Below are 18,819 nucleotides of genomic sequence, written 5' to 3'. Positions count from 1 at the left end.
GCGGCCACGGCGGCGCTAGCGCGCCGCTCCCAGGATCGCTTGCGCGACGTTGATCGCCTGCTCTTCCGAATTCATCGTCAGGTTCAGGATGCCCTCATCCATGGGACCTGTAATGCGCGGCACGCCCACCAGCTTGCCGTCGATGGTGAAGACCAGCCACTTGCCCGGGTACTGGCGGCCGATCTGCGCCAGCTTGCGCGCGCCGGGCGGCGTGAAGCGCAAGCTCACGAAAGGCTGCCCCTCCCGGCTCTTCATCGGCGTGGCGGCGTTCAGGTCGGCGCGGGTAAGCGCGGGCGCCAGCAAGAAGTAGTAGGTCTTGTCGGGCATGCGCAGCTCGCGCAGATCGGCGCCCGGCTGATCCTGCGCCAGTCGGAACTCGACCGCCGGCACGGCGGTTTGCGTCTGCGTGGCGGCGTCTTGCACCGCCGGCGCGGGTTGGGCGACGCGGGGCGCGGCATTGGCGCCCTTCTGCGCCGCCATGGGCTGGCAAGCGGCCAGCAACGCGCTCGATGCGATCACGGCGGGAAGAATGATGCGACGTGTCATGGCTGTGTACCTCTCAAGAATCATTGAGGATGCGGCCGCTGGCCGCGTGCCTGCGTTCGAGCTGCACCTGCTCACCATTGATACCCGACTCCCACGCTTGCGCCGTAGTCGCCGCGCGAACTGCTGCTGGCCAGGCCCTTCACCACCCATTTGCCGCTGTCCGACACCGTCGACAGCCCCATGGCGAAGCCGCTTTCGCCGCGCCACGTGCCACCGCCCATGCTGAACATGCTCCGGCCAGGCAGGTAGGCCTGAGGCAACGCGGACATGGCCATGGCGGATGCGACACCGGCGCTCAGCCGGTTGTCCAGTCCTTGCACGTCCTTGCGCAAACCGGCCACCTGATTGGTCAAGCCGCTCTCGATTTCCCGCAGCTGGTTCACGTTGACCGCGTCGGTTCCCGCCGTACCGCGGGCCACGTACGCGATCTGGCGCTCCGCCCCTTCGGCGCCGACCGACACGGTGTTGTCGCGGTCGGCGACGGAGCCCGCGCCCAGGGCCACCGCGTTGCTGCCCGATGCCTTGCTGCCGTTGCCCAGCGCCGTCGCGCCAGCGCCAGACGCCTGCGCGTCGTTGCCGATGGCGGTGCTGTTCTTGCCTGAAGCCACGGCGCCCGCGCCGCCCGCCGCCGAGTTTCTGCCGCTGGCCTTGGGCGGCTTGGCCGCCTTTTCCTCTTGACTGGTCTGGAACATGCCGGCGGCGCCATTGCTGATGTTCGTCACATCGCCTTCGACGCCGGCCACGCGCTCATCCAGCGCGGTGAGCTGATCGCCGACCTGGAGCACATTGCCCGCCACTTCCTGCAAGCGCTTGTCGGTGTAATCGTTGGCTTGCCTGAGCGCGCCGTCCAGCTGCCGCAGGTTCACGCCGTCCGTGGCCGCGCGGCCGTCGGCCAAGTTGCTGAGCGTGCGCTCCGCGCCCGACGCGCCTACCGACACCGTGCCCACCGACTGATTTTTCGCATCCGAGTACTTGCCGGTGTAGCTCTCCGCGCCCCGGTCCGCCACGGCGCCCGCGCCCAGCGCCACATCGCCCTCCTTGCCAGCGGCCGCACCGTTGCCCAAGGCCACAGAGTTGGCGCCGTTGGCCGCCGCGCCCGGGCCCATTGCGATGCTGCCAAGACCGTTGGCCAAGGAATCCGGCAAGACCGCCGACGCCCCGCCATTGGCGTGGAAGTACTTGATCCCAGCCCCGCCCTGGGTAAAGGTGTCGATCGTATCGCCTATCGACTTGACGTACTGATTGGTCTCGAACAGCTGCGAACCGTTGACCGCGTCAGTACTCTCTGCCGACAGGGCGCCCCGCGCCAAGTTCCTCAGCACCGTCGCCGCGCCGCCAGGGTTCAAGGTCACCATGCCGTAATTGATGGTGCCGTCCTGATTGCGGTCGTACTTCACGCCACCTGCTTCGAGGCCAGTCACGTTCGAGGCCAGCGCTTTCAACTGGCTGACGTTCACCGCGTCGGAATCCACCGTCCCCGCCGCCACTCCGGTGATCTGCCGGTAGTTGCCAGCGTCGACGTCACCCACGGAAAGCGCCGCCAACTTGCTGCGCGTGGCGTTCACGGCCGCGCCATCGCCGCCCAGGGGCACGTATCCATCCGCCCCGGCCACCACCTTGGCGATCGACCCGGCGCCCAGCGCTACGCCACCCCCCGAGATAACTCTGCTGCCCGCGCCCAGAGCCACCCCCTGAACCGCGTCAGCCAAGGCCTGCGTTCCCGCCGCGATGCCATCCGCGGACGTCGTGCGCGCCTGCTGCCCCAGGGCGATACCGCCGGGCGCGCTCTGATCCACCACGGCCCGCTCGCCGATTCCCAGGCCGCGGTCGCCGTTGACCACCGCCTGCGGTCCGATGGCGATCGACTCCAAGCCTGTCGCCAGTGAATCGGATGCCGCCGAGTTGGCGTGGAAGTACTGAGTGCCAGTGGCCGTCAAGGATCCGATCGCGCCGGTCAACTGACGCAAGGTCACCGCGTCATGCGCTTCGGTACCGTCCGCCACGTTGGTAATCTGGCGATACGCGCCGTCGTGGCCAACGGACACGGCCCCCAGCAAGGTGAGATCCGCCGTGTTGAACGGCACCAAGGCGCCGCCGCTGCCTATCGCCAGGCTGCCCGTGGTCGACGCCAACGCCCGGCCGGATACGGAACCGGCACCCAGCGCCACGCTCCCTTCCTGACTCGCCACGGCGTCGTGGCCCAGCGCCAGCGCGTTGCCGGCCGTGGCTCGCGCGGTGTAGCCCAGCGCCGTGCTGCCCACGCCCTGCGCGTACGCATCATCTTCCGCCATCCCCGACTCGTTGGTCCGCGCATAGCGCAGGCCAAGCCCTTTGTCGGCCTTGCTGATCAGATTGTTGTCTCCCGCCAGGTTCGTGTACGTATCGCCCATGGTCGTCAGCGTGTCGCCCATCCGCAGCACATCCTGATTGATGTCGTAGAGCTGCGAACCATTCACCGCATCGGTGCTGGCGGCCGACACGGCCCCGCGCGCCAGGTTGGTGAGCTTGGTGCCGCCCGTCGCGCCGCCATCCGCCGACACCGCACCGGCCAGGGTGATCAAGCTCTTGGGATCTCCCAACTTGCCGTCGTAGGTCACCGCCCGGTCGCCCAGGCTGCCGACGTTGTCGGCCACGGACTTCAGCTGGCTTACGTTCACCGCGTCCGTGTCGGACGCGCCCGCGGCCAGGTTGGTGAGGCGCCGCTCGGCCCCCGCCGAGCCTATGCTCACCTCGCCCACCGGCGCTGCTCCAGCCACCGCCGCCGTACCCGACCGGTATGCAGACGTGGCCAGCGCCGCGCCATTAGCGACCGCGTTGGCGCCCAGTGCCACGCTGCCCGCATGGCTGGCCTGGGCATCGCGGCCCAGCGCCAGCGCGTTGTCGGCCGTGGCCCGCGCGTTGTAGCCCAGCGCCGAACTGCCGGGATTCTGGGCGTACGCATCGCTAGGCGCCAGCCCCCGCTCATTGGTCCGCGCATAGCGGATGCCCAGGCCGTTGGCGTCCGTGTATGCCACGCTCGTGTCGCCGGTCAGGTTCGCCAAGGTGCCACCCAGGCTGGTGAGCTTGTCGCCCAGCGTGGTCACGGTGCCTCCCATGTTCGTCACCGTGTCGCCGAGGTTCGTCACGGTATCGCCCATGCTCGTCACGGTGTCGCCCAAGTTGGTCACCGTATCGCCCATGCTTGTTACCGTGTCGCCTAGATTCGTCACGGTATTGCCCAGGTTGTTTACCGTATCGCCCATGGTCGTCACCCTGTCGCCCACGCGCTGCACGTCCTGGTTCGTTTCGTGCAGCTGCGAACCGTTCACAGCGTCGGTACTGGCGGCCGACACGGCCCCACGCGCCAGGTTGGTGAGCTTGGTGCCGCCCGTCGCGCCGCCGTCCGTGGATGCAGGGCCGGCCAGGGTGATCAGGTTCTTGGGATCTCCCGACGGGCCGTCGTAGGTCACCGCACGATCGTTCAAGCTGCCGACGTTGTCGGCCACGGACTTCAGCTGGCTCACGTTCACCGCGTCCGTGTCGGACGCGCCTGCGGCCAGGTTGGTGAGGCGCCGCTCGGCCCCCGCCGAGCCTATGCTCACCTCGCCCACCGGCGCGGCGCCGGCCACCGCCGCCGTACCCGACCGGTATGCAGACGCGGCCAGCGTCGCGCCATTGGCGACCGCGTTGGCGCCCAGCGCCACGCTGCCCGCATGGCTGGCCTGGGCATCGCGGCCCAGCGCCAGCGCGTCGTCGGCCGTGGACCGCGCGTTGTAGCCCAGCGCCGTGCTGCCGGGGTTCTGGGCGTAGGCATCTGCAGGCGTCAGCCCCCGCTCATTCGTCCGCGCATAGCGGATGCCCAGACCGTTGGCATCCGTGTATGCCACGCTCGTGTCGCCGGTCAGGTTCGCCAAGGTGCCACCGAGGCTGGTGAGCGTGTCGCCCAGCGTCGTCACGGTGCCTCCCATGCTCGTCACCGTGTCGCCGAGGTTCGTCACGGTATCGCCCATGCTCGTCACGGTGTCGCCCAGATTGGTCACCGTATCGCCCATGCTTGTCACCGTGTCGCCCAGATTCGTCACGGTATTGCCCAGGTTGTTTACCGTATCGCCCATGGTCGTCACCCTGTCGCCCACGCGCTGCACGTCCTGGTTCGTTTCGTGCAGCTGCGAACCGTTCACCGCGTCGGTGCTGGCGGCCGACACGGCCCCGCGAGCCAGGTTGGTGAGCTTGGTGCCGCCCGTCGCGCCGCCGTCCGTGGATGCAGGGCCAGCCAAGGTAACCAGGCCCTTTGGCTCACCGTCGTTACCGTCATAGGCCACCGCCCGGTCGCCCAATGCGTTCACCGCCTGATTCGTGGCATGGAGCTGCGAGCCGTTGATGGCATCCGTGCTGAGAGCGCCGAGCCGCCCTGCCGCGACATTCGTGATGGAGCGCTCCGCGCCTGTGCTGCCCACGCTGACCGTGCTGGTGGGCGCCGACCCAGCGAACGAATAGGATCGCCCCGCGATTGCGGCGCCGGAGGTGCCGACGGCTGCCGCGGTCGCGGATCCCGCCCCCAGCGCGACGTCGCCCGAGTTTGTCGCGACCGAGTCGAACCCCAACGCCATGCTCCGCGCCGCCAGCGCGTTGGCATCGTTGCCAATGGCCAAGGCCGCCGCACCCGTAGCCGCCGAGCTATTGCCCAGTGCGACGGCCCCTGCTCCAGTGGCCCGATTGGCATTGCCGAACGCCACCGAGTTTTCACCGATAGCCGAGCTGTCGCGGCCGATGGCCACCGCGGAGAAGTTCCCTGTGGCGCCATCAGCCACGCTGCCGATGCCGATGGCCACGTCGCCATCGCGGCGCGCCTGCGCCTGCGTGCCAATCGCGACGGAGTCGGAGCCCATGGCGCGCGACTCCCCGGCAATCGCCACGGCGCCAGCACCAGACGCCTGCGCGCCCGCCGCCGCCGTGTTGGAAGACGTATTGCCGCCGATGGCAATGCTGCCGGCCGCCGTGGCGCGGGCCCATTGGCCCAGCGCGGTGGCGCCCGCCGCCAGGGCGCTGGCCTGCATGCCCACGGCGGTGCTCCGGATTGCCGCGGTCGCCGCAAAACCCAGGGCGGTCGCGCCGTTGCCTGTCGCCGCCGCATTGAAGCCAAAGACCTGCACGCCGGTGTAGCCGCCGCCATCGGCATCGCAGCCGAGCACGTTGGACCACAGGCCGGACCCGTCCTTCGGATTCTTGCCCGCGGGATAGGCCACGCCGTCCGGCCCGGTCCCTTTGGGAGAGGCGCAGCTATTCGGGTTGTACGTTGCTGCGTGGGCCTGCGGCCCCACGCCCGCCAAGCCCGCAAAGAGCGCAAGCCCCGCCACGATGGGCGCCAAGCGCAGGTCCGGCTTCAAATGCTTCCCAGCGGACTGCCCGCGTACCGTCGCGTGTTCATCTGCGTCGATCCATGCGTTCCCGAGTATCTTGGTCATGAATGGGTGCTCCAGTTCAAAAACTCTATGGAACCTCTCATCTCCGCAGCCTTTCCCTGCTTCCATGACAGGGACCGGGAACAAGCTGCGGCTACTCTCGCCCCCCTGCTTCGCAAGCGCTCTGGCCGAAGCAGGGCTGTCGCCAACCGCGCCAAACTAGCGGTCGATCTATTGATGACGGTGGAAAAGGAAATGAGCCGAGATCTACACGGGACGCCTCGCTCGCCAGCGCTGACATCCCGCAGCGACTGCATCGGGTGATGCATTGAGGTCAAGACTACGGCGCGCAATTGCAATCGCACATTGCATTCGGGCCTATGGGGTGTATCGGCCTGGCCTACCTATACGGGGATGCCACTGGCGGGTAACACACGCAGTTAAGTTTTCCTTCGTCCTGCCGTTAGTAAACAAATGGACCGCTCATTCGTCCTAGAGTCGGCAGGGGTTTCACGAGGAGCGGCTCCATGGATTTGCTGGCAACAATACGCATCTTTCTCCGCGTGGTTGAACGCGGAACCATCTCTGGCGCGGCGCGCGATCTCGACATGAGCCAACCGTCAGTCAGCGAACGCATCGACAAGCTGGAACGTTTCCTCAGCGCCCGCCTGCTGGTGCGCAGTTCCCGCAAGCTGAGCTGTACCGCTGAGGGCCGGACGTTCTACGAGCAGGGCAAGCACCTGCTCGATACGGCCGAAATGACGATAAATTCAGTAACATTCAGCGATGGACAGATACGAGGAAACTTGAGGCTCGCCGCGCCGCAGTGCCTCGGCGAGACCGTCGTACCCAGAGCCCTGATAAACGTGCGCGCAGCCCATCCTGCGCTGCACATGGACCTTACGCTGAGCGACGCCATCTCCGATCCGGTCATCGAAGGGGTCGACATCTCGCTGCGGCTGGGCCGCCTCAACGAAAACGGAGGCTATATCGCTTTTCCGCTCGGGTGGGTGGGCCGCAAGCTGGTCGCGGCCCCCTCCTACCTGGCGGCCCGCGGCCCGGTGGAAACGCCGGCGGACCTGGCCTGCCACCCTTTCATCCGTGTGAAGGCCGCTTTCATGAACGACCAGGTGCCGCTCATGCGCGAGAACGGGCCGGTGGTCCAAACGCGCATCAAGACCGCCATGACGGTCAGCCATTGGCGTCCCATGTACGATCTGATCCTCTCGGGCGGCGGCATCGGCGTCCTGCAGCATCCCGCATGCGCCAGGGCGCTGGCACGAGGACGTCTCGTGGAACTGCTGGATGGCTATCGCGTTCCGTCTCTTCCGCTCAATGCGCTGATTCCGCCACTGCGCCCGTTGCCTTTGCGCGTGCGGGCGGTGCTCGACCTGCTGAAGCGGGACATTCCGGCGCTCCTGCAGTCCGCCGTTTGAACTGGCCCAAGGCCTATGCGCCATCAGGAATGAACGCCGATTGCCCATGCGCTTCTGAGCCGTTCAACGGCGACGCTTTGCATCATTTCCCTGCCCGTTTGGCGTCTCGCTATATAGCGCGGGCGCGGATTGTTACGCCGTGGTGCAACATTGACGCCTTTCAAAGCCATCTGCTAAAAGCTTCGATATCCGCACGTTAAACGCAATGCCCCAACTGTCGTAGTGAGGTGGTGTGTGCAAAACGAGTCCGATGGCTACACCAAGCCTCAGGAACTGCGCAGTTTCCTGTTCCTGACGGCTGTCATGGCCCCCGTCCTGTCGGTCATCATCGTGGCAGGCTACGGTTTCCTGGTCTGGTTCTATCAGCTGATCGCCGGCCCCCCCGGTAGCTGATGCGACGCGACGGAACCCCTCCCATGTCCGCGCTCCCCCATTCCGCGCCGCCTGCGGCGCCGCCAGAGCTGCATATCGCCAGCATGGTGGTGCATGCCACGCCTCGCCGCTTGCCCGACGTCCGCCTGGCGATTCTTGCGATCGCCGGCGCGGAAATCCATGGCGCCTCCGACACCGGGAAACTGGTGGTCACCCTGGAAGCCCCCTCCACCGACGACATGATGGCCCGGATCTCCGAGATCCAGCGCCTGGATGGCGTGCTGGCTTCGGCGCTGGTTTACCAGCACGCCGATACGCTGGACGCGATGAACGAGGAGATTGACGATGGCAATGGCTCGTAGAGACTTCATCAAGCAATCCGCCGCCGCCGCGGCCGCCACGGTGGCCGGCATCCCCATCGTCGGCTATACGCAGAACATCGTCACCGAATCCGAGGCCGCCAAGCTCAAATGGTCCAAGGCGCCCTGTAGGTTCTGTGGGACCGGCTGCGGCGTGAACGTCGCGGTGAAGGACAACCAGGTCGTGGCCACGCACGGCGATTTCAACGCCGAGGTGAACAAGGGCCTGAATTGCGTCAAGGGCTATTTCCTGTCCAAGATCATGTACGGCAACGACCGGCTGACCACGCCGCTCTTGCGCATGAAGGACGGCAAATACGCCAAGGACGGTGAATTTGCGCCGGTGTCCTGGGACCAGGCCTTCGACGTCATGGCCGAACAGTTCAAGCGGGTGCTGAAGGACAAGGGTCCCGAGGCCGTGGGCATGTTCGGCTCGGGCCAATGGACCGTCTGGGAAGGCTACGCCGCGCTCAAGCTGATGAAGGCGGGCTTCCGGACCAACAATCTGGACCCCAATGCCCGCCATTGCATGGCCTCGGCAGCGGTGGGCTTCATGCGCACCTTTGGTGCCGACGAGCCCATGGGCTGCTACGACGACATCGAAAACGCCGATGCCTTCGTGCTGTGGGGCTCCAACATGGCGGAGATGCACCCCATCCTGTGGACCCGCGTGACCGACCGCCGCTTGTCCGCCCCCAAAACCCGGGTAGTGGTGCTGTCCACCTTCGAACACCGCTCCTACGAGCTGGCCGACAGTGCGCTGACGTTCACGCCGCAGACCGACCTGGCAATCCTGAACTACATTGCCAACCACATCATCCAGACCAAGCGCGTCAACCGCGATTTCGTCGACAAGCACACGGTGTTCCGCGAAGGCAATACCGACATCGGCTACGGACTGCGCCCCGACCACCCCCTACAAAAGGCCGCCAAGAACGCGGGCGACGCCGGCGGCTCCAAGCCGATGACCTTCGATGAATTCGCCAAGTTCGTCTCCAAGTACGACCTGGACTACACCGCCAAGCTGAGCGGCGTGCCCAAGAAGCAACTGGAAGAGCTGGCCGAACTCTATGCCGATCCGAAAGTGCGCGTGACCTCGTTCTGGACCATGGGCTTCAACCAGCACACGCGCGGCGTGTGGGCCAATAACATGGCCTACAACATCCATCTGCTGACCGGCAAGATCTCCACCCCGGGCAACAGCCCATTCTCGCTGACCGGCCAACCCTCCGCCTGTGGCACCGCCCGCGAAGTGGGCACGTTCTCGCACCGTCTGCCGGCCGACCTGGTGGTCACAAATCCCAAGCACCGCGCGCACGCCGAGGAAATCTGGCAGTTGCCCGACGGCACCATTCCCAGCAAGGTGGGCGCGCACGCGGTGTTGCAGAACCGCATGCTGAAGGACGGCAAGATCAACGCCTACTGGGTGATGGTCAACAACAATATGCAGGCGGCCGCCAACCTGATGAACGAGGGGCTGCCCGGCTATCGCAACCCCGAGAACTTCATCGTGGTCTCGGACGCCTACCCCACGGTCACGACGATATCGGCCGACCTGATCCTGCCCACCGCCATGTGGGTGGAAAAGGAAGGCGCCTACGGCAACGCCGAAAGACGCACCCAGTTCTGGCACCAGCTGGTCAACGCGCCGGGCGATGCCCGCTCGGACCTGTGGCAGCTGATGGAATTTTCCAAGCGCTTCAAGGTCGAGGAAGTCTGGCCCGCCGACCTGTTGGCCAAGAAACCCGAATACCGCGGCAAGACGCTGTTCGACGTGTTGTTCGCCAATGGCAAGGTCAACCGCTATCCCAATACCGAGCGCGCCAAGGACTACGCCAACCAGGAGGCCGAGGCTTTCGGCTTCTATGCGCAGAAGGGGCTGTTCGAAGAATACGCCGAATTCGGCCGCGGCCACGGCCACGACCTGGCGCCGTTCGACACCTATCATGAAGTGCGCGGCCTGCGCTGGCCGGTGGTCAAGGGCAAGGAAACGCTGTGGCGCTACCGCGAAGGCAGCGACCCCTACGTGAAAGCGGGCGCGGGCTTCGAGTTCTACGGCAACCCGGACGGCCGCGCGGTGATCTATGCCCTGCCTTATGAACCGCCCGCGGAATCGCCGGACAAGGAGTACCCGTTCTGGCTGTCCACCGGGCGCGTGCTGGAACACTGGCATTCTGGCTCGATGACCCGGCGGGTGCCGGAGCTGTACCGAGCCTTCCCCAACGCGGTCTGTTTCATGCACCCCGACGACGCCCAGGAAATGGGCCTGCGGCGCGGCGTCGAAGTCGAGGTCGTATCGCGCCGCGGCAAGATGCGCACCCGGCTGGAGACCCGCGGCCGCGACAAGCCGCCGCGCGGCCTGGTCTTCGTGCCCTGGTTCGACGCCGGCCAGCTGATCAACAAGGTCACGCTGGACGCCACCGATCCGATCTCGTTCCAGACCGACTTCAAGAAGTGCGCGGTCAAGATCGTCAAGGTCTGAAAGGCGAACCGGAGACAGCCATGAACCTACGCGCCCTTACTCTCGCGACGTGTGTCATCCTCGGTTCGGCCGCGTGGGCGGCGCCACCGCTGGAGGTCGAAGACCCGATGCGCGGCCCCACCCCGATCGCGCAGGAAGCCGACCCGCCGCTCATCAGCCCGGTCGAAAACAAGGACATCCGGCGCATGCGGACGTATTCGATGCAGCCGCCCACCATTCCGCACAAGATCGACGGCTATCAGGTCGACAAGGACTTCAACCGCTGCCTGGCCTGTCACGCGCGCGTGAACACCGAGGAAACCCAGGCCCCGCCCCTGAGCGTGACCCACTATATGGACCGCGACAGCAACGTGCTGGCGGAAGTCTCGCCGCGCCGCTACTTCTGTGTGCAATGCCACGTGCCGCAAACGGAGGCCAAGCCGCTGGTGTCCAATACCTACCAGGACATCGACGTGATCCTCAAGCGCCTGACCGCCCCGGCGCCCGCCAAGAAGTAAGCGACCGGAGGCAGCCATGCTCGGACTCATCAAGCGCTACTGGAACATCATCCGACGGCCCAGCGTGCATTTCAGCCTGGGCTTCCTGACGGTCGGCGGATTCATCGGCGGCATCCTGTTCTGGGGCGCCTTCAACACCGCCATGGAGCTCACCAACACCGAGAAGTTCTGCACCGGCTGCCACGAGATGCGCGACAACGTGTACGCCGAACTCAAGGGCACGATTCACTTCACCAACCGTTCCGGCGTGCGGGCGCTGTGCTCGGACTGCCACGTGCCACACAACTGGACCGACAAGATTGCGCGCAAGATGCAGGCGTCCAAGGAAGTGTGGGGCAAGATCTTCGGCACCATCGACACGCGCGAAAAGTTCGTGGAAAAGCGCCTGGAACTGGCCCAGCACGAGTGGGCACGCTTCAAGGCCAACGACTCGCTGGAATGCCGCAACTGCCACAACTACGAGTACATGGACTTCACGCGCCAGAGCCCGCGCGCGCAGAACATGCATTCCACCTATCTGGCGGACAAGAGCAAGACCTGCATCGACTGCCACAAGGGCATCGCCCACAAGCTGCCCAATATGGGCCCGGGCCCGACCTCGATGGCGCCCGAGCCGGCCGGCCCGGCCAAGGAAGTGGCGCATGCGGCCCGCTGACGCGCCGTTGCCCCTGCTCTGCGCGCGCGGCCTCGCCAGCCGTCGCGGCCATTGCGCGCCCGTGGATTTCGAACTGCATGGCGGCCAGCTGCTGCACGTGCGCGGTGCCAATGGCAGCGGCAAGACCAGCCTGTTGCGCATGCTCTCGGGCCTGCTGCGGCCGCAGGCGGGCGGCGTGCTTTGGCGCGGCAGCGACGCACGCCGCGATCCCGCAAGCTACCGCGCCTGCATGGCCTACCTGGGACACGGCAATGGCCTGTGCGGCGAGCTGAGCGCCGCCGAAAACCTGCGCTACGCCCTGCATGTCGCCGGCACCCCGCAGGCGGAAACACGCCTATCGGACACCTTGCGCGCGTGGCGCCTGGAGTCCTGCGCCGATGCTCCCGCGCGGCGCCTGTCCCAAGGCCAGGGCCGGCGGCTGGCGCTGGCTGCCGTGGTGCTCGGCGGCAAACCCTTGTGGCTGCTGGACGAGCCCGATGCGGGCCTGGATTCGGCCAGCCTGGAACAGTTGCGCCTGGCGCTGGCAACCCATCTGGCAGCCGGCGGCGCCGTGGTGCTCGCCTCGCACCGCGAGCCGGGCACCGCCGCCGCGCATACCCAAACCCTGGACATGGATGACTACGCGGATGCTGGCTACGCTGTCGCAGTTGGCGTTGCGTGAAATCCGCCTGGCCTGGAGACGGCCCGCGGACACGCTGGGCGCCACCTTGTTCTTCATCGTGGCCGGCACGCTGTTCCCCCTGGCGGTCGGTCCCGATCCCGCGCTGCTGCTGGCCATCGGGCCGGGCGTGCTGTGGGTCTGCGCCCTGCTGGGCATTCTGTTGACACTGAACCGCCCCTTCGCCCAGGACTACGACAACGGCGCGCTGGAGCAACTGCTGGTGTCGCCGCATCCGCTGCCGCTGCTGGTGGGCGCGAAGCTGGCGGCGCACTGGTTCAGCAGCTGCCTGCCCTTGATCCTGGCTAGTCCGGTGCTGGCCCTGCAGTTCGGCCTGTCGCCGCAGGCCATCGGCATTCTGGTCCTGTCGCTGCTGCTGGGCACGCCGACGCTGGCGCTGGTGGGCGGACTGGGCGCGGCGCTGACGCTGGGCCTGCGCGGCGGCGCCCTGCTGCCGCTGCTGGTGCTGCCGCTGTACGTGCCGGTGCTGATCTTCGGCGCGGGCGCGGTGTCGGCCTCGCATGCCGGCATGGGCGCCGGGCCGCAACTGTCGCTGCTGGGCGCATGCCTGTGCCTGGCCATCCTGTTATGCCCCTGGAGCGCCTCGGCGGCGCTGCGCGTGGCGCTGGACTGAGGACGCCATGCACAAGCACCCTGCCCTGGACGCGTATCCGCCCGCCGCCGCAGCAGGCGCGGGCTGGCTGCGGTACGCCTCGCCCGCCGCCTTCTATCCGCTGGCAGGCCGGATGATTCCATGGCTGGCGTTGGGCGCCGCGCTGTTCGCGGCTGCGGGCCTGTACGTGGGGCTGGCCGTGGCGCCCACCGACAGCCAGCAGGGCGAGGTCTACCGCATTCTGTTCATCCACGTCGGGGCGGCGTGGATGTCGATGTTCCTGTATCTGGTCATGGCGCTGTACGCCGCGCTGGGGCTGATCTTCAATACCCGCTTGTCGTTCATGATGATGCGGGCGCTCGCGCCCACCGGCGCGCTGTTCACCTTTCTGACCCTGTGGACCGGCGCGCTGTGGGGCAAGCCCACCTGGGGCGCCTGGTGGGTATGGGACGCGCGGCTCACCTCCGAACTGATACTGCTGTTCCTGTACCTGGGCTTCATGGCCTTGCAGGCGGCCGCCGACGACGACACGCAACGGGCCGACCGCGGCGGCGCCATCCTAGTGCTGGCCGGCGTGATCAACGTGCCCATCATTTATTTCTCGGTGCGCTGGTGGAGCACCCTGCACCAGGGCGCGTCGATCAATCTCACCACCGCGCCCAGCATGGCCCACATCATGGTGACGTCGATGCTGCTGATGGTGGCGGCGTTCTGGCTCTACAGCGCGGCGGCGGCGCTGGCGCGCGTGCGCGGCATCATCGCCGAGCGCGAGCCGGGCGCCGTCCGCGCGGGCCGCGCGCGGCGGGAGGCGCCATGAGCTGGGAAGCGCTGTTTTCGCTGCAGGGCCATAGCCCCTACCTGCTGGGCGCCTATGGCGTGACGCTGGCCCTGATCGGACTGGAAGCCGCGCTGTTGTGGCGCCGCAGCCGCAGCCGCGCCCGGCGCGCGGCGCAGCAAACCGCCAGGCGCGCGGACGGGGCTGCGTCATGAGCCCGCGCAAGCGCCGCGCGCTGGCCATCGTCGGCGGCCTGGGGCTGCTGGCCGCGGCCGCCGCGCTGGTGCTCAATGCCCTGCAATCCAATCTGGTGTTTTTCTTCAGCCCCACGCAAGTGGTGGCCAGGGAAGCGCCGGCCAGCGGCAGCTTCCGCGTCGGCGGCCTGGTGGAGCAAGGCTCGCTGCGCCGCGAGGCCGACGGCCTGACGCTGCGCTTCGTGGTGACGGACACCGCGCACACCGTGCCGGTGACGTATCAGGGCCTGCTGCCTGACCTGTTCCGGGAAGGCAAGGGTGTGGTAGTGGCCGGCAAGCTGGGGCCGGACGGCGTGTTCCGCGCCACCGAGGTACTGGCCAAGCACGACGAGAACTACATGCCGCCCGAGGCCGCCGACGCGCTCAAGCGCGCGGGCGCCGGAGCGGGCACCATGCGGGCGGAGGCGCAATGATTCCCGAGATCGGACTGTTCAGCCTGATCCTGGCGCTGCTGGTGGCGCTGGCGCAAGGCGTGCTGCCGCTGGTGGGCGCCGCCACCGGCTGGCAGGCGGGGCTACGGGTGGCGCGGCCCGCCGCCGTCGGCCAATTCGGCCTGACCACCGTGGCCATCGGCTGCCTGGCCTGGGCCTTCGTGGACAACGATTTTTCCGTGCTGTACGTGGCCGCCAATTCGCATGCGGACCTGCCGGCCGCCTACCGCTTCGCCGCAGTCTGGGGCGGACATGAAGGCTCGCTGCTGCTATGGCTGTACCTGCTGACCGCCTGGACCCTGGCCGTGGCGCTGTGCAGCCGCCGCCTGCCCCTGCCCTTCGTCGGCCGCGTGCTGGCGGTGATGGGCTGGATCAGCGTGGGCTTCCTGCTGTTCCTGCTGTTCCTGTCCAATCCCTTCGAACGCCTGATGCCGCCGGCCATGGCGGGCCGCGACCTGAATCCGCTGCTGCAGGATCCGGGCATGATCGTGCATCCACCGATGCTGTACATGGGCTACGTGGGTTTCTCCGTGGCCTTCGCCTTCGCCATCGCTGCGCTGCTGTCGGGCGAGCTGGATGCCATGTGGGCGCGCTGGGTACGCCCCTGGACGCTCGCCGCCTGGACCTTCCTGACCATAGGCATCCTGCTGGGCAGCGCCTGGGCCTATTACGTGCTGGGCTGGGGCGGCTGGTGGTTCTGGGATCCGGTGGAGAACGCCTCGTTCATGCCCTGGCTGGCGGGGACCGCGCTGATCCACTCGCTGATCGTGACCGAGAGGCGCGGCGCCTTCCGCAGCTGGACCGTGCTGCTGGCGATCTGCACCTTCTCGCTCAGCATCCTGGGGACTTTCCTGGTGCGCTCGGGCGTGCTGACTTCCGTGCATGCCTTCGCGGTGGACCCGGGACGCGGCCTGTACATCCTGGGATTCATGCTGGTGATCGTGGGCGGATCGCTGGCGCTCTATGCCTGGCGCGCGCCCAAGGTGGGCCTGGGCGGCGGATTCTCGCTGCTGTCGCGCGAGTCCCTGCTGCTGTCCAACAATGTGGTGCTGACGGTGGCGGCCGGCTCGGTGCTGCTGGGCACGCTCTACCCCGTGGTGCTGGACGTGCTGGAGTGGGGCAAGATCTCCATCGGCCCGCCCTATTTTGAAGCGGTGTTCGTGCCGCTGATGACGCCCGCGATCTTCCTGATGGGTGTCGGTCCGGTAGCGCGCTGGAAGCAGGCGGAGCTGCCCGACCTGGGCCGCCGCCTGCGCATCGCTTTCGCGGTCAGCGTGGCGACCGCGCTGCTGCTGCCGCTGGCCATGCCGGGCCCGGCGCGCCTGGGTTCGCCCATGGTGATGCTGGGCCTGTGGCTGGCGGCGTGGTCGGTCGCCAGCGCCGCCACGCACGCCTGGCAGCGCCTGACGGATGGCGACGGCCACTGGCTGCGCCGGTTGGGCCGCCAGCCGCGCTCCTGGTACGGCATGCTGCTGGCGCATGCGGGCATCGGCATCTTCATCGCCGGGGTCACGCTGGCCAATGGCTACGAGGTCAAGCAGGAGCTGCGGATGGAGATAGGCTCCACCCAGGAGGCCGGCGGCTATGCATTCACCTTCGCCAGCATCGGCCCGGCCGCCGGACCCAACTACAGCGCCCAGCGCGCCGTGTTCCCGGTGACCCGTGACGGCAAGCCGGTGCTGACCCTCTACCCGGAAAAACGTCTCTACACGGTACAGGACATGGCCTTGAGCCAGGCCGACATCGACAGCGGCTTTACCCGCGACCTGTTCGTGGCGCTGGGCGACCCCGTGGGCGACAAGGCCTGGACGGTACGCCTGCAGGTCAAGCCCTTCATGACCTGGATCTGGACGGGCTGCATCCTGATGGCGCTGGGCGGCCTGCTGGCGGCCGGCGACAAGCGCTACCGCCGCGCGCAGGAACAGGCCCGCGCGCCGCAGCCGGCCATGGCCGGCGCCGCGCGGCCCACGCGGGAGGGCGCCTGATGTTGCGCTACCTGGTGCCGTTGGCGGCCTTCCTGGCGATGGCCGTGTTCCTGGCGATGGGCCTGTCGCGCGACCCGCGGGCCGTACCCTCGGCCATGATAGACAAGCCCGCCCCCGCCATCGGCCTGCCCGTATTGCTGACGCCCGGCCAGAAGCTGGAGGTGCAGTCGCTGCGCGGCCAGGTCTGGCTGCTGAATGTTTGGGCCTCCTGGTGCGGGCCGTGCAAGGACGAACTGCCCGTGCTGCGCGAGGCCGCCAGCCGCCACGGCATTCCGCTGTATGGCTTGAACTACAAGGACAAGCCGGAAGACGCCGAAGCCTGGCTGGCGCGCAACGGCAATCCCTACATCGCGTCCGCCAGCGACATCGACGGCCGCGTCGGCATCGAGTATGGCGTCTACGGCGTGCCCGAGACCTTCGTGATCGACCGCGACGGCCGCATCCGCTACAAGCAGCTGGGCCTGATCACGCCCGAGATCTGGCGCGACCGGATCCAGCCCGCGATAGAGGCGCTGCGATGATCCGGCTGCCTGCCCAGCTGTGCCGCCTGTTGCACAATCCGTGCCGGGCCAGACTCTACACCCTGATCCGCGCTGGGCTTTGCGCCCTTCTGCTGGCCCTGCCCGGCGCCGCGCGCGCCCAAGTCCACGCGTCCGCCGCGCAGCCCTTGCCGCCTGTCCTGGAACAACGCGCCGACAAGCTGGCCCACGGACTGCGCTGCCTGGTATGCCAGAACCAGACCCTGGCCGAGTCGAACGCGCCATTGGCCCAGGACATGCGCAAGCTGATCCGCGACCAATTGGCCGCTGGCCGCAGCGACGCGCAGATCATGCGTTTCTTCGAAGACCGCTATGGCGACTTCGTGCGCTATGACCCGCCCTTCAAACCCATTACCTGGCTGCTGTGGCTGGGGCCGTTCGCGCTGCTGGCGCTGGGCTTCTTCGTGCTGTTGCGCACCTTGAAGCGTCGCGCCAGCGCGCGCGCGCCGCTGACCGCGGACGAACGCGAGCGCGCCGCCCGCTTTCTGGATACCGGATCATGACGTCGCTCTGGCTCATCGTGCTGCTCTTGCTGCTGGCGACGCTGCTCTGCCTGATCCCGCCCCTGCTGCGCCGCGCCCCAGCCGCGCAACCGGCCTCCGAAGCCAACGTGCGCGATTTCTATCGGGCGCAGCGCGAACAGCTGCAACGCGACCTCAACAACGGCAGCCTCACTGCCTCTGCATGGACGCGGGCGGAGGATGAATTGCAGCGCGACCTGCTGCAAGACCTGGAGTTGCGGCAGGCCCGCAGCACACCCTGGGCCGGGCAGCGCGCAGGAATCGTCGCAGCCTGCCTGCTGACCGTGCTGATCCCGGTGGCCGCCGTGCTGCTGTACGGCCATCTGGGCAATCCGCGCGCGGCGGCCAGCGCCGGGGTGGGCCAGCAGGCCGAGCCGCATGCCGCGGAAACCGCCAATGACATGACACAGGCCATCAACGCGCTGGCGCTACGGCTGCGGGCAGCGCCGGATGACGCCGACGGCTGGTACGTGCTGGCGCGCTCATATGAAACCCTGGGGCGCTACACCGATGCGGTGGCCGCCTATCAACAAGTGCTGCGGCTGGTGCCGGGACAGCCTGCTGTCCTGGCCGACCTGGCCGACGCGTTGCTTTCGGCCAACCAGGGCAATCCCGACGAAGCCTCCATCGCGGCGGTAGCGCAAGCGCTGGCCGCGCAGCCGGACCAGCCTAAGGCCCTGGCCTTGGCCGGCATGATGGCGCTGCGCCGTGGCGACGCGGCCGAGGCGCTGGCGCACTGGGAACGCCTGCAAGCTCAGCTGCCGCCGGAATCGGAAGCGGCGCGGCAGATCCAGTCGAACATCGCACAGGCGCGCGCCATGGCGGCCGCGCCTGCGGGAGCATCCGCCGCGAGCTCTGCTGTTGCTTCTTCCGGGACGTCCGCGGCGGCATCCGCAGCCTCGGTGCCGCCTTCGGCCTCCACTCCCCCCGCCGCCAGCTCGGCACCCGCGCCTGCGGCCACCGCGTCCTCTGCCCGCATCAGCGGACGCGCGAGCATCGCCGACGCGCTGCGCGGCCGGGTCCAGCCCTCCGATACCGTGTTCATTCTGGCGCGGCCCGAGCAAGGGTCGCGCATGCCGCTGGCCATCCTGCGCATGCAGGTGTCCGACCTGCCGCGGGACTTCGTGCTGGACGACAGCAGCGCCATGTCGCCTGACGCGACCTTGTCGAAAGCCGGCAAGGTGCGCGTAGAAATCCGCGTCAGCCGGTCTGGCACGGCGGCCGCCAAACCAGGCGACCTGGGCGGTTCCCTAGTCGGCATCGGCAACCATGCCGCCGGGCTGGAACTGGTGGCCGATACCGTCGTGCCCTAGCG

At 67.7% G+C, this 18,819-nt stretch carries 17 protein-coding genes; 15 read left to right on the top strand and 2 right to left on the bottom strand.

Annotated elements, in window-relative coordinates; genetic code table 11:
- Nucleotides 1-15: 15 nt before the first annotated feature.
- Both AXYL_RS12210 and AXYL_RS34310 read right to left on the bottom strand, forming a co-directional pair.
- Nucleotides 16-546: a SecDF P1 head subdomain-containing protein gene (locus tag AXYL_RS12210; RefSeq protein ID WP_013393098.1), complete on the bottom strand. Its 531-nt coding sequence runs from the start codon at nucleotides 544-546 to the stop codon at nucleotides 16-18.
- A gap of 71 nt (nucleotides 547-617) precedes the next feature.
- The gene (locus AXYL_RS34310) at nucleotides 618-5,990 is read right to left on the bottom strand and encodes a YadA-like family protein (RefSeq protein WP_013393097.1); all 5,373 of its coding nucleotides are present in this window, start codon (nucleotides 5,988-5,990) and stop codon (nucleotides 618-620) included.
- Between the two features lie 464 nt (nucleotides 5,991-6,454).
- Here AXYL_RS34310 and AXYL_RS12200 point away from each other — a divergent pair, with 464 nt between their 5' ends.
- From AXYL_RS12200 to ccmI, 15 genes are all read left to right on the top strand, one after another.
- Entirely contained in the window at nucleotides 6,455-7,363 is a 909-nt protein-coding gene (locus AXYL_RS12200; RefSeq protein ID WP_013393096.1) for a LysR family transcriptional regulator, read from the top strand.
- Between the two features lie 234 nt (nucleotides 7,364-7,597).
- Nucleotides 7,598-7,756: a periplasmic nitrate reductase, NapE protein gene (napE, locus tag AXYL_RS12195; RefSeq protein WP_013393095.1), complete on the top strand. Its 159-nt coding sequence runs from the start codon at nucleotides 7,598-7,600 to the stop codon at nucleotides 7,754-7,756.
- Between the two features lie 23 nt (nucleotides 7,757-7,779).
- Nucleotides 7,780-8,097: a chaperone NapD gene (locus AXYL_RS12190; protein WP_013393094.1), complete on the top strand. Its 318-nt coding sequence runs from the start codon at nucleotides 7,780-7,782 to the stop codon at nucleotides 8,095-8,097.
- The gene (gene napA, locus AXYL_RS12185) at nucleotides 8,081-10,576 is read left to right on the top strand and encodes a periplasmic nitrate reductase subunit alpha (RefSeq protein ID WP_041653357.1); all 2,496 of its coding nucleotides are present in this window, start codon (nucleotides 8,081-8,083) and stop codon (nucleotides 10,574-10,576) included. Before AXYL_RS12190 ends, napA begins: the two co-directional genes overlap by 17 nt.
- Nucleotides 10,577-10,596: 20 nt before the next feature.
- Nucleotides 10,597-11,073 (top strand): nitrate reductase cytochrome c-type subunit, encoded by a 477-nt coding sequence (locus AXYL_RS12180; RefSeq protein ID WP_041653353.1) that lies wholly within the window; start codon nucleotides 10,597-10,599, stop codon nucleotides 11,071-11,073.
- A gap of 16 nt (nucleotides 11,074-11,089) precedes the next feature.
- Nucleotides 11,090-11,728: a cytochrome c3 family protein gene (locus AXYL_RS12175; protein ID WP_013393091.1), complete on the top strand. Its 639-nt coding sequence runs from the start codon at nucleotides 11,090-11,092 to the stop codon at nucleotides 11,726-11,728.
- Entirely contained in the window at nucleotides 11,715-12,389 is a 675-nt protein-coding gene (gene ccmA, locus AXYL_RS12170) for a heme ABC exporter ATP-binding protein CcmA (protein WP_013393090.1), read from the top strand. The genes AXYL_RS12175 and ccmA overlap by 14 nt, the downstream gene beginning before the upstream one ends.
- A complete protein-coding gene (ccmB, locus tag AXYL_RS12165; RefSeq protein ID WP_013393089.1) occupies nucleotides 12,355-13,020 on the top strand; it encodes a heme exporter protein CcmB in 666 nt (221 codons plus the stop codon). Before ccmA ends, ccmB begins: the two co-directional genes overlap by 35 nt.
- Nucleotides 13,021-13,027: 7 nt before the next feature.
- Nucleotides 13,028-13,816 carry a heme ABC transporter permease CcmC gene (ccmC, locus tag AXYL_RS12160; RefSeq protein ID WP_013393088.1) on the top strand — a complete coding sequence of 263 codons (789 nt, stop codon included), beginning with the start codon at nucleotides 13,028-13,030 and terminating at the stop codon, nucleotides 13,814-13,816.
- Nucleotides 13,813-13,989, top strand: a complete 177-nt coding sequence (ccmD, locus tag AXYL_RS12155; RefSeq protein ID WP_013393087.1) for a heme exporter protein CcmD — start codon at nucleotides 13,813-13,815, stop codon at nucleotides 13,987-13,989. The genes ccmC and ccmD overlap by 4 nt, the downstream gene beginning before the upstream one ends.
- The gene (gene ccmE / locus AXYL_RS12150) at nucleotides 13,986-14,441 is read left to right on the top strand and encodes a cytochrome c maturation protein CcmE (RefSeq protein WP_013393086.1); all 456 of its coding nucleotides are present in this window, start codon (nucleotides 13,986-13,988) and stop codon (nucleotides 14,439-14,441) included. The genes ccmD and ccmE overlap by 4 nt, the downstream gene beginning before the upstream one ends.
- On the top strand, nucleotides 14,438-16,444 hold the full coding sequence (locus tag AXYL_RS12145) for a heme lyase CcmF/NrfE family subunit (RefSeq protein WP_013393085.1): 2,007 nt from the start codon (nucleotides 14,438-14,440) through the stop codon (nucleotides 16,442-16,444). The genes ccmE and AXYL_RS12145 overlap by 4 nt, the downstream gene beginning before the upstream one ends.
- Complete coding sequence (locus AXYL_RS12140; protein ID WP_013393084.1) at nucleotides 16,444-16,965, top strand: DsbE family thiol:disulfide interchange protein; 522 nt, start codon at nucleotides 16,444-16,446, stop codon at nucleotides 16,963-16,965. The genes AXYL_RS12145 and AXYL_RS12140 overlap by 1 nt, the downstream gene beginning before the upstream one ends.
- Nucleotides 16,962-17,486: a cytochrome c-type biogenesis protein CcmH gene (locus AXYL_RS12135; RefSeq protein ID WP_013393083.1), complete on the top strand. Its 525-nt coding sequence runs from the start codon at nucleotides 16,962-16,964 to the stop codon at nucleotides 17,484-17,486. The genes AXYL_RS12140 and AXYL_RS12135 overlap by 4 nt, the downstream gene beginning before the upstream one ends.
- Entirely contained in the window at nucleotides 17,483-18,817 is a 1,335-nt protein-coding gene (ccmI, locus tag AXYL_RS12130; protein WP_013393082.1) for a c-type cytochrome biogenesis protein CcmI, read from the top strand. Before AXYL_RS12135 ends, ccmI begins: the two co-directional genes overlap by 4 nt.
- Nucleotides 18,818-18,819 lie beyond the last annotated feature (2 nt).

The sequence above is a fragment of the Achromobacter xylosoxidans A8 genome (genome assembly GCF_000165835.1).
Taxonomy (GTDB): domain Bacteria; phylum Pseudomonadota; class Gammaproteobacteria; order Burkholderiales; family Burkholderiaceae_B; genus Achromobacter; species Achromobacter xylosoxidans_B.
This window is presented reverse-complemented; position numbering and strand designations above follow the sequence as displayed.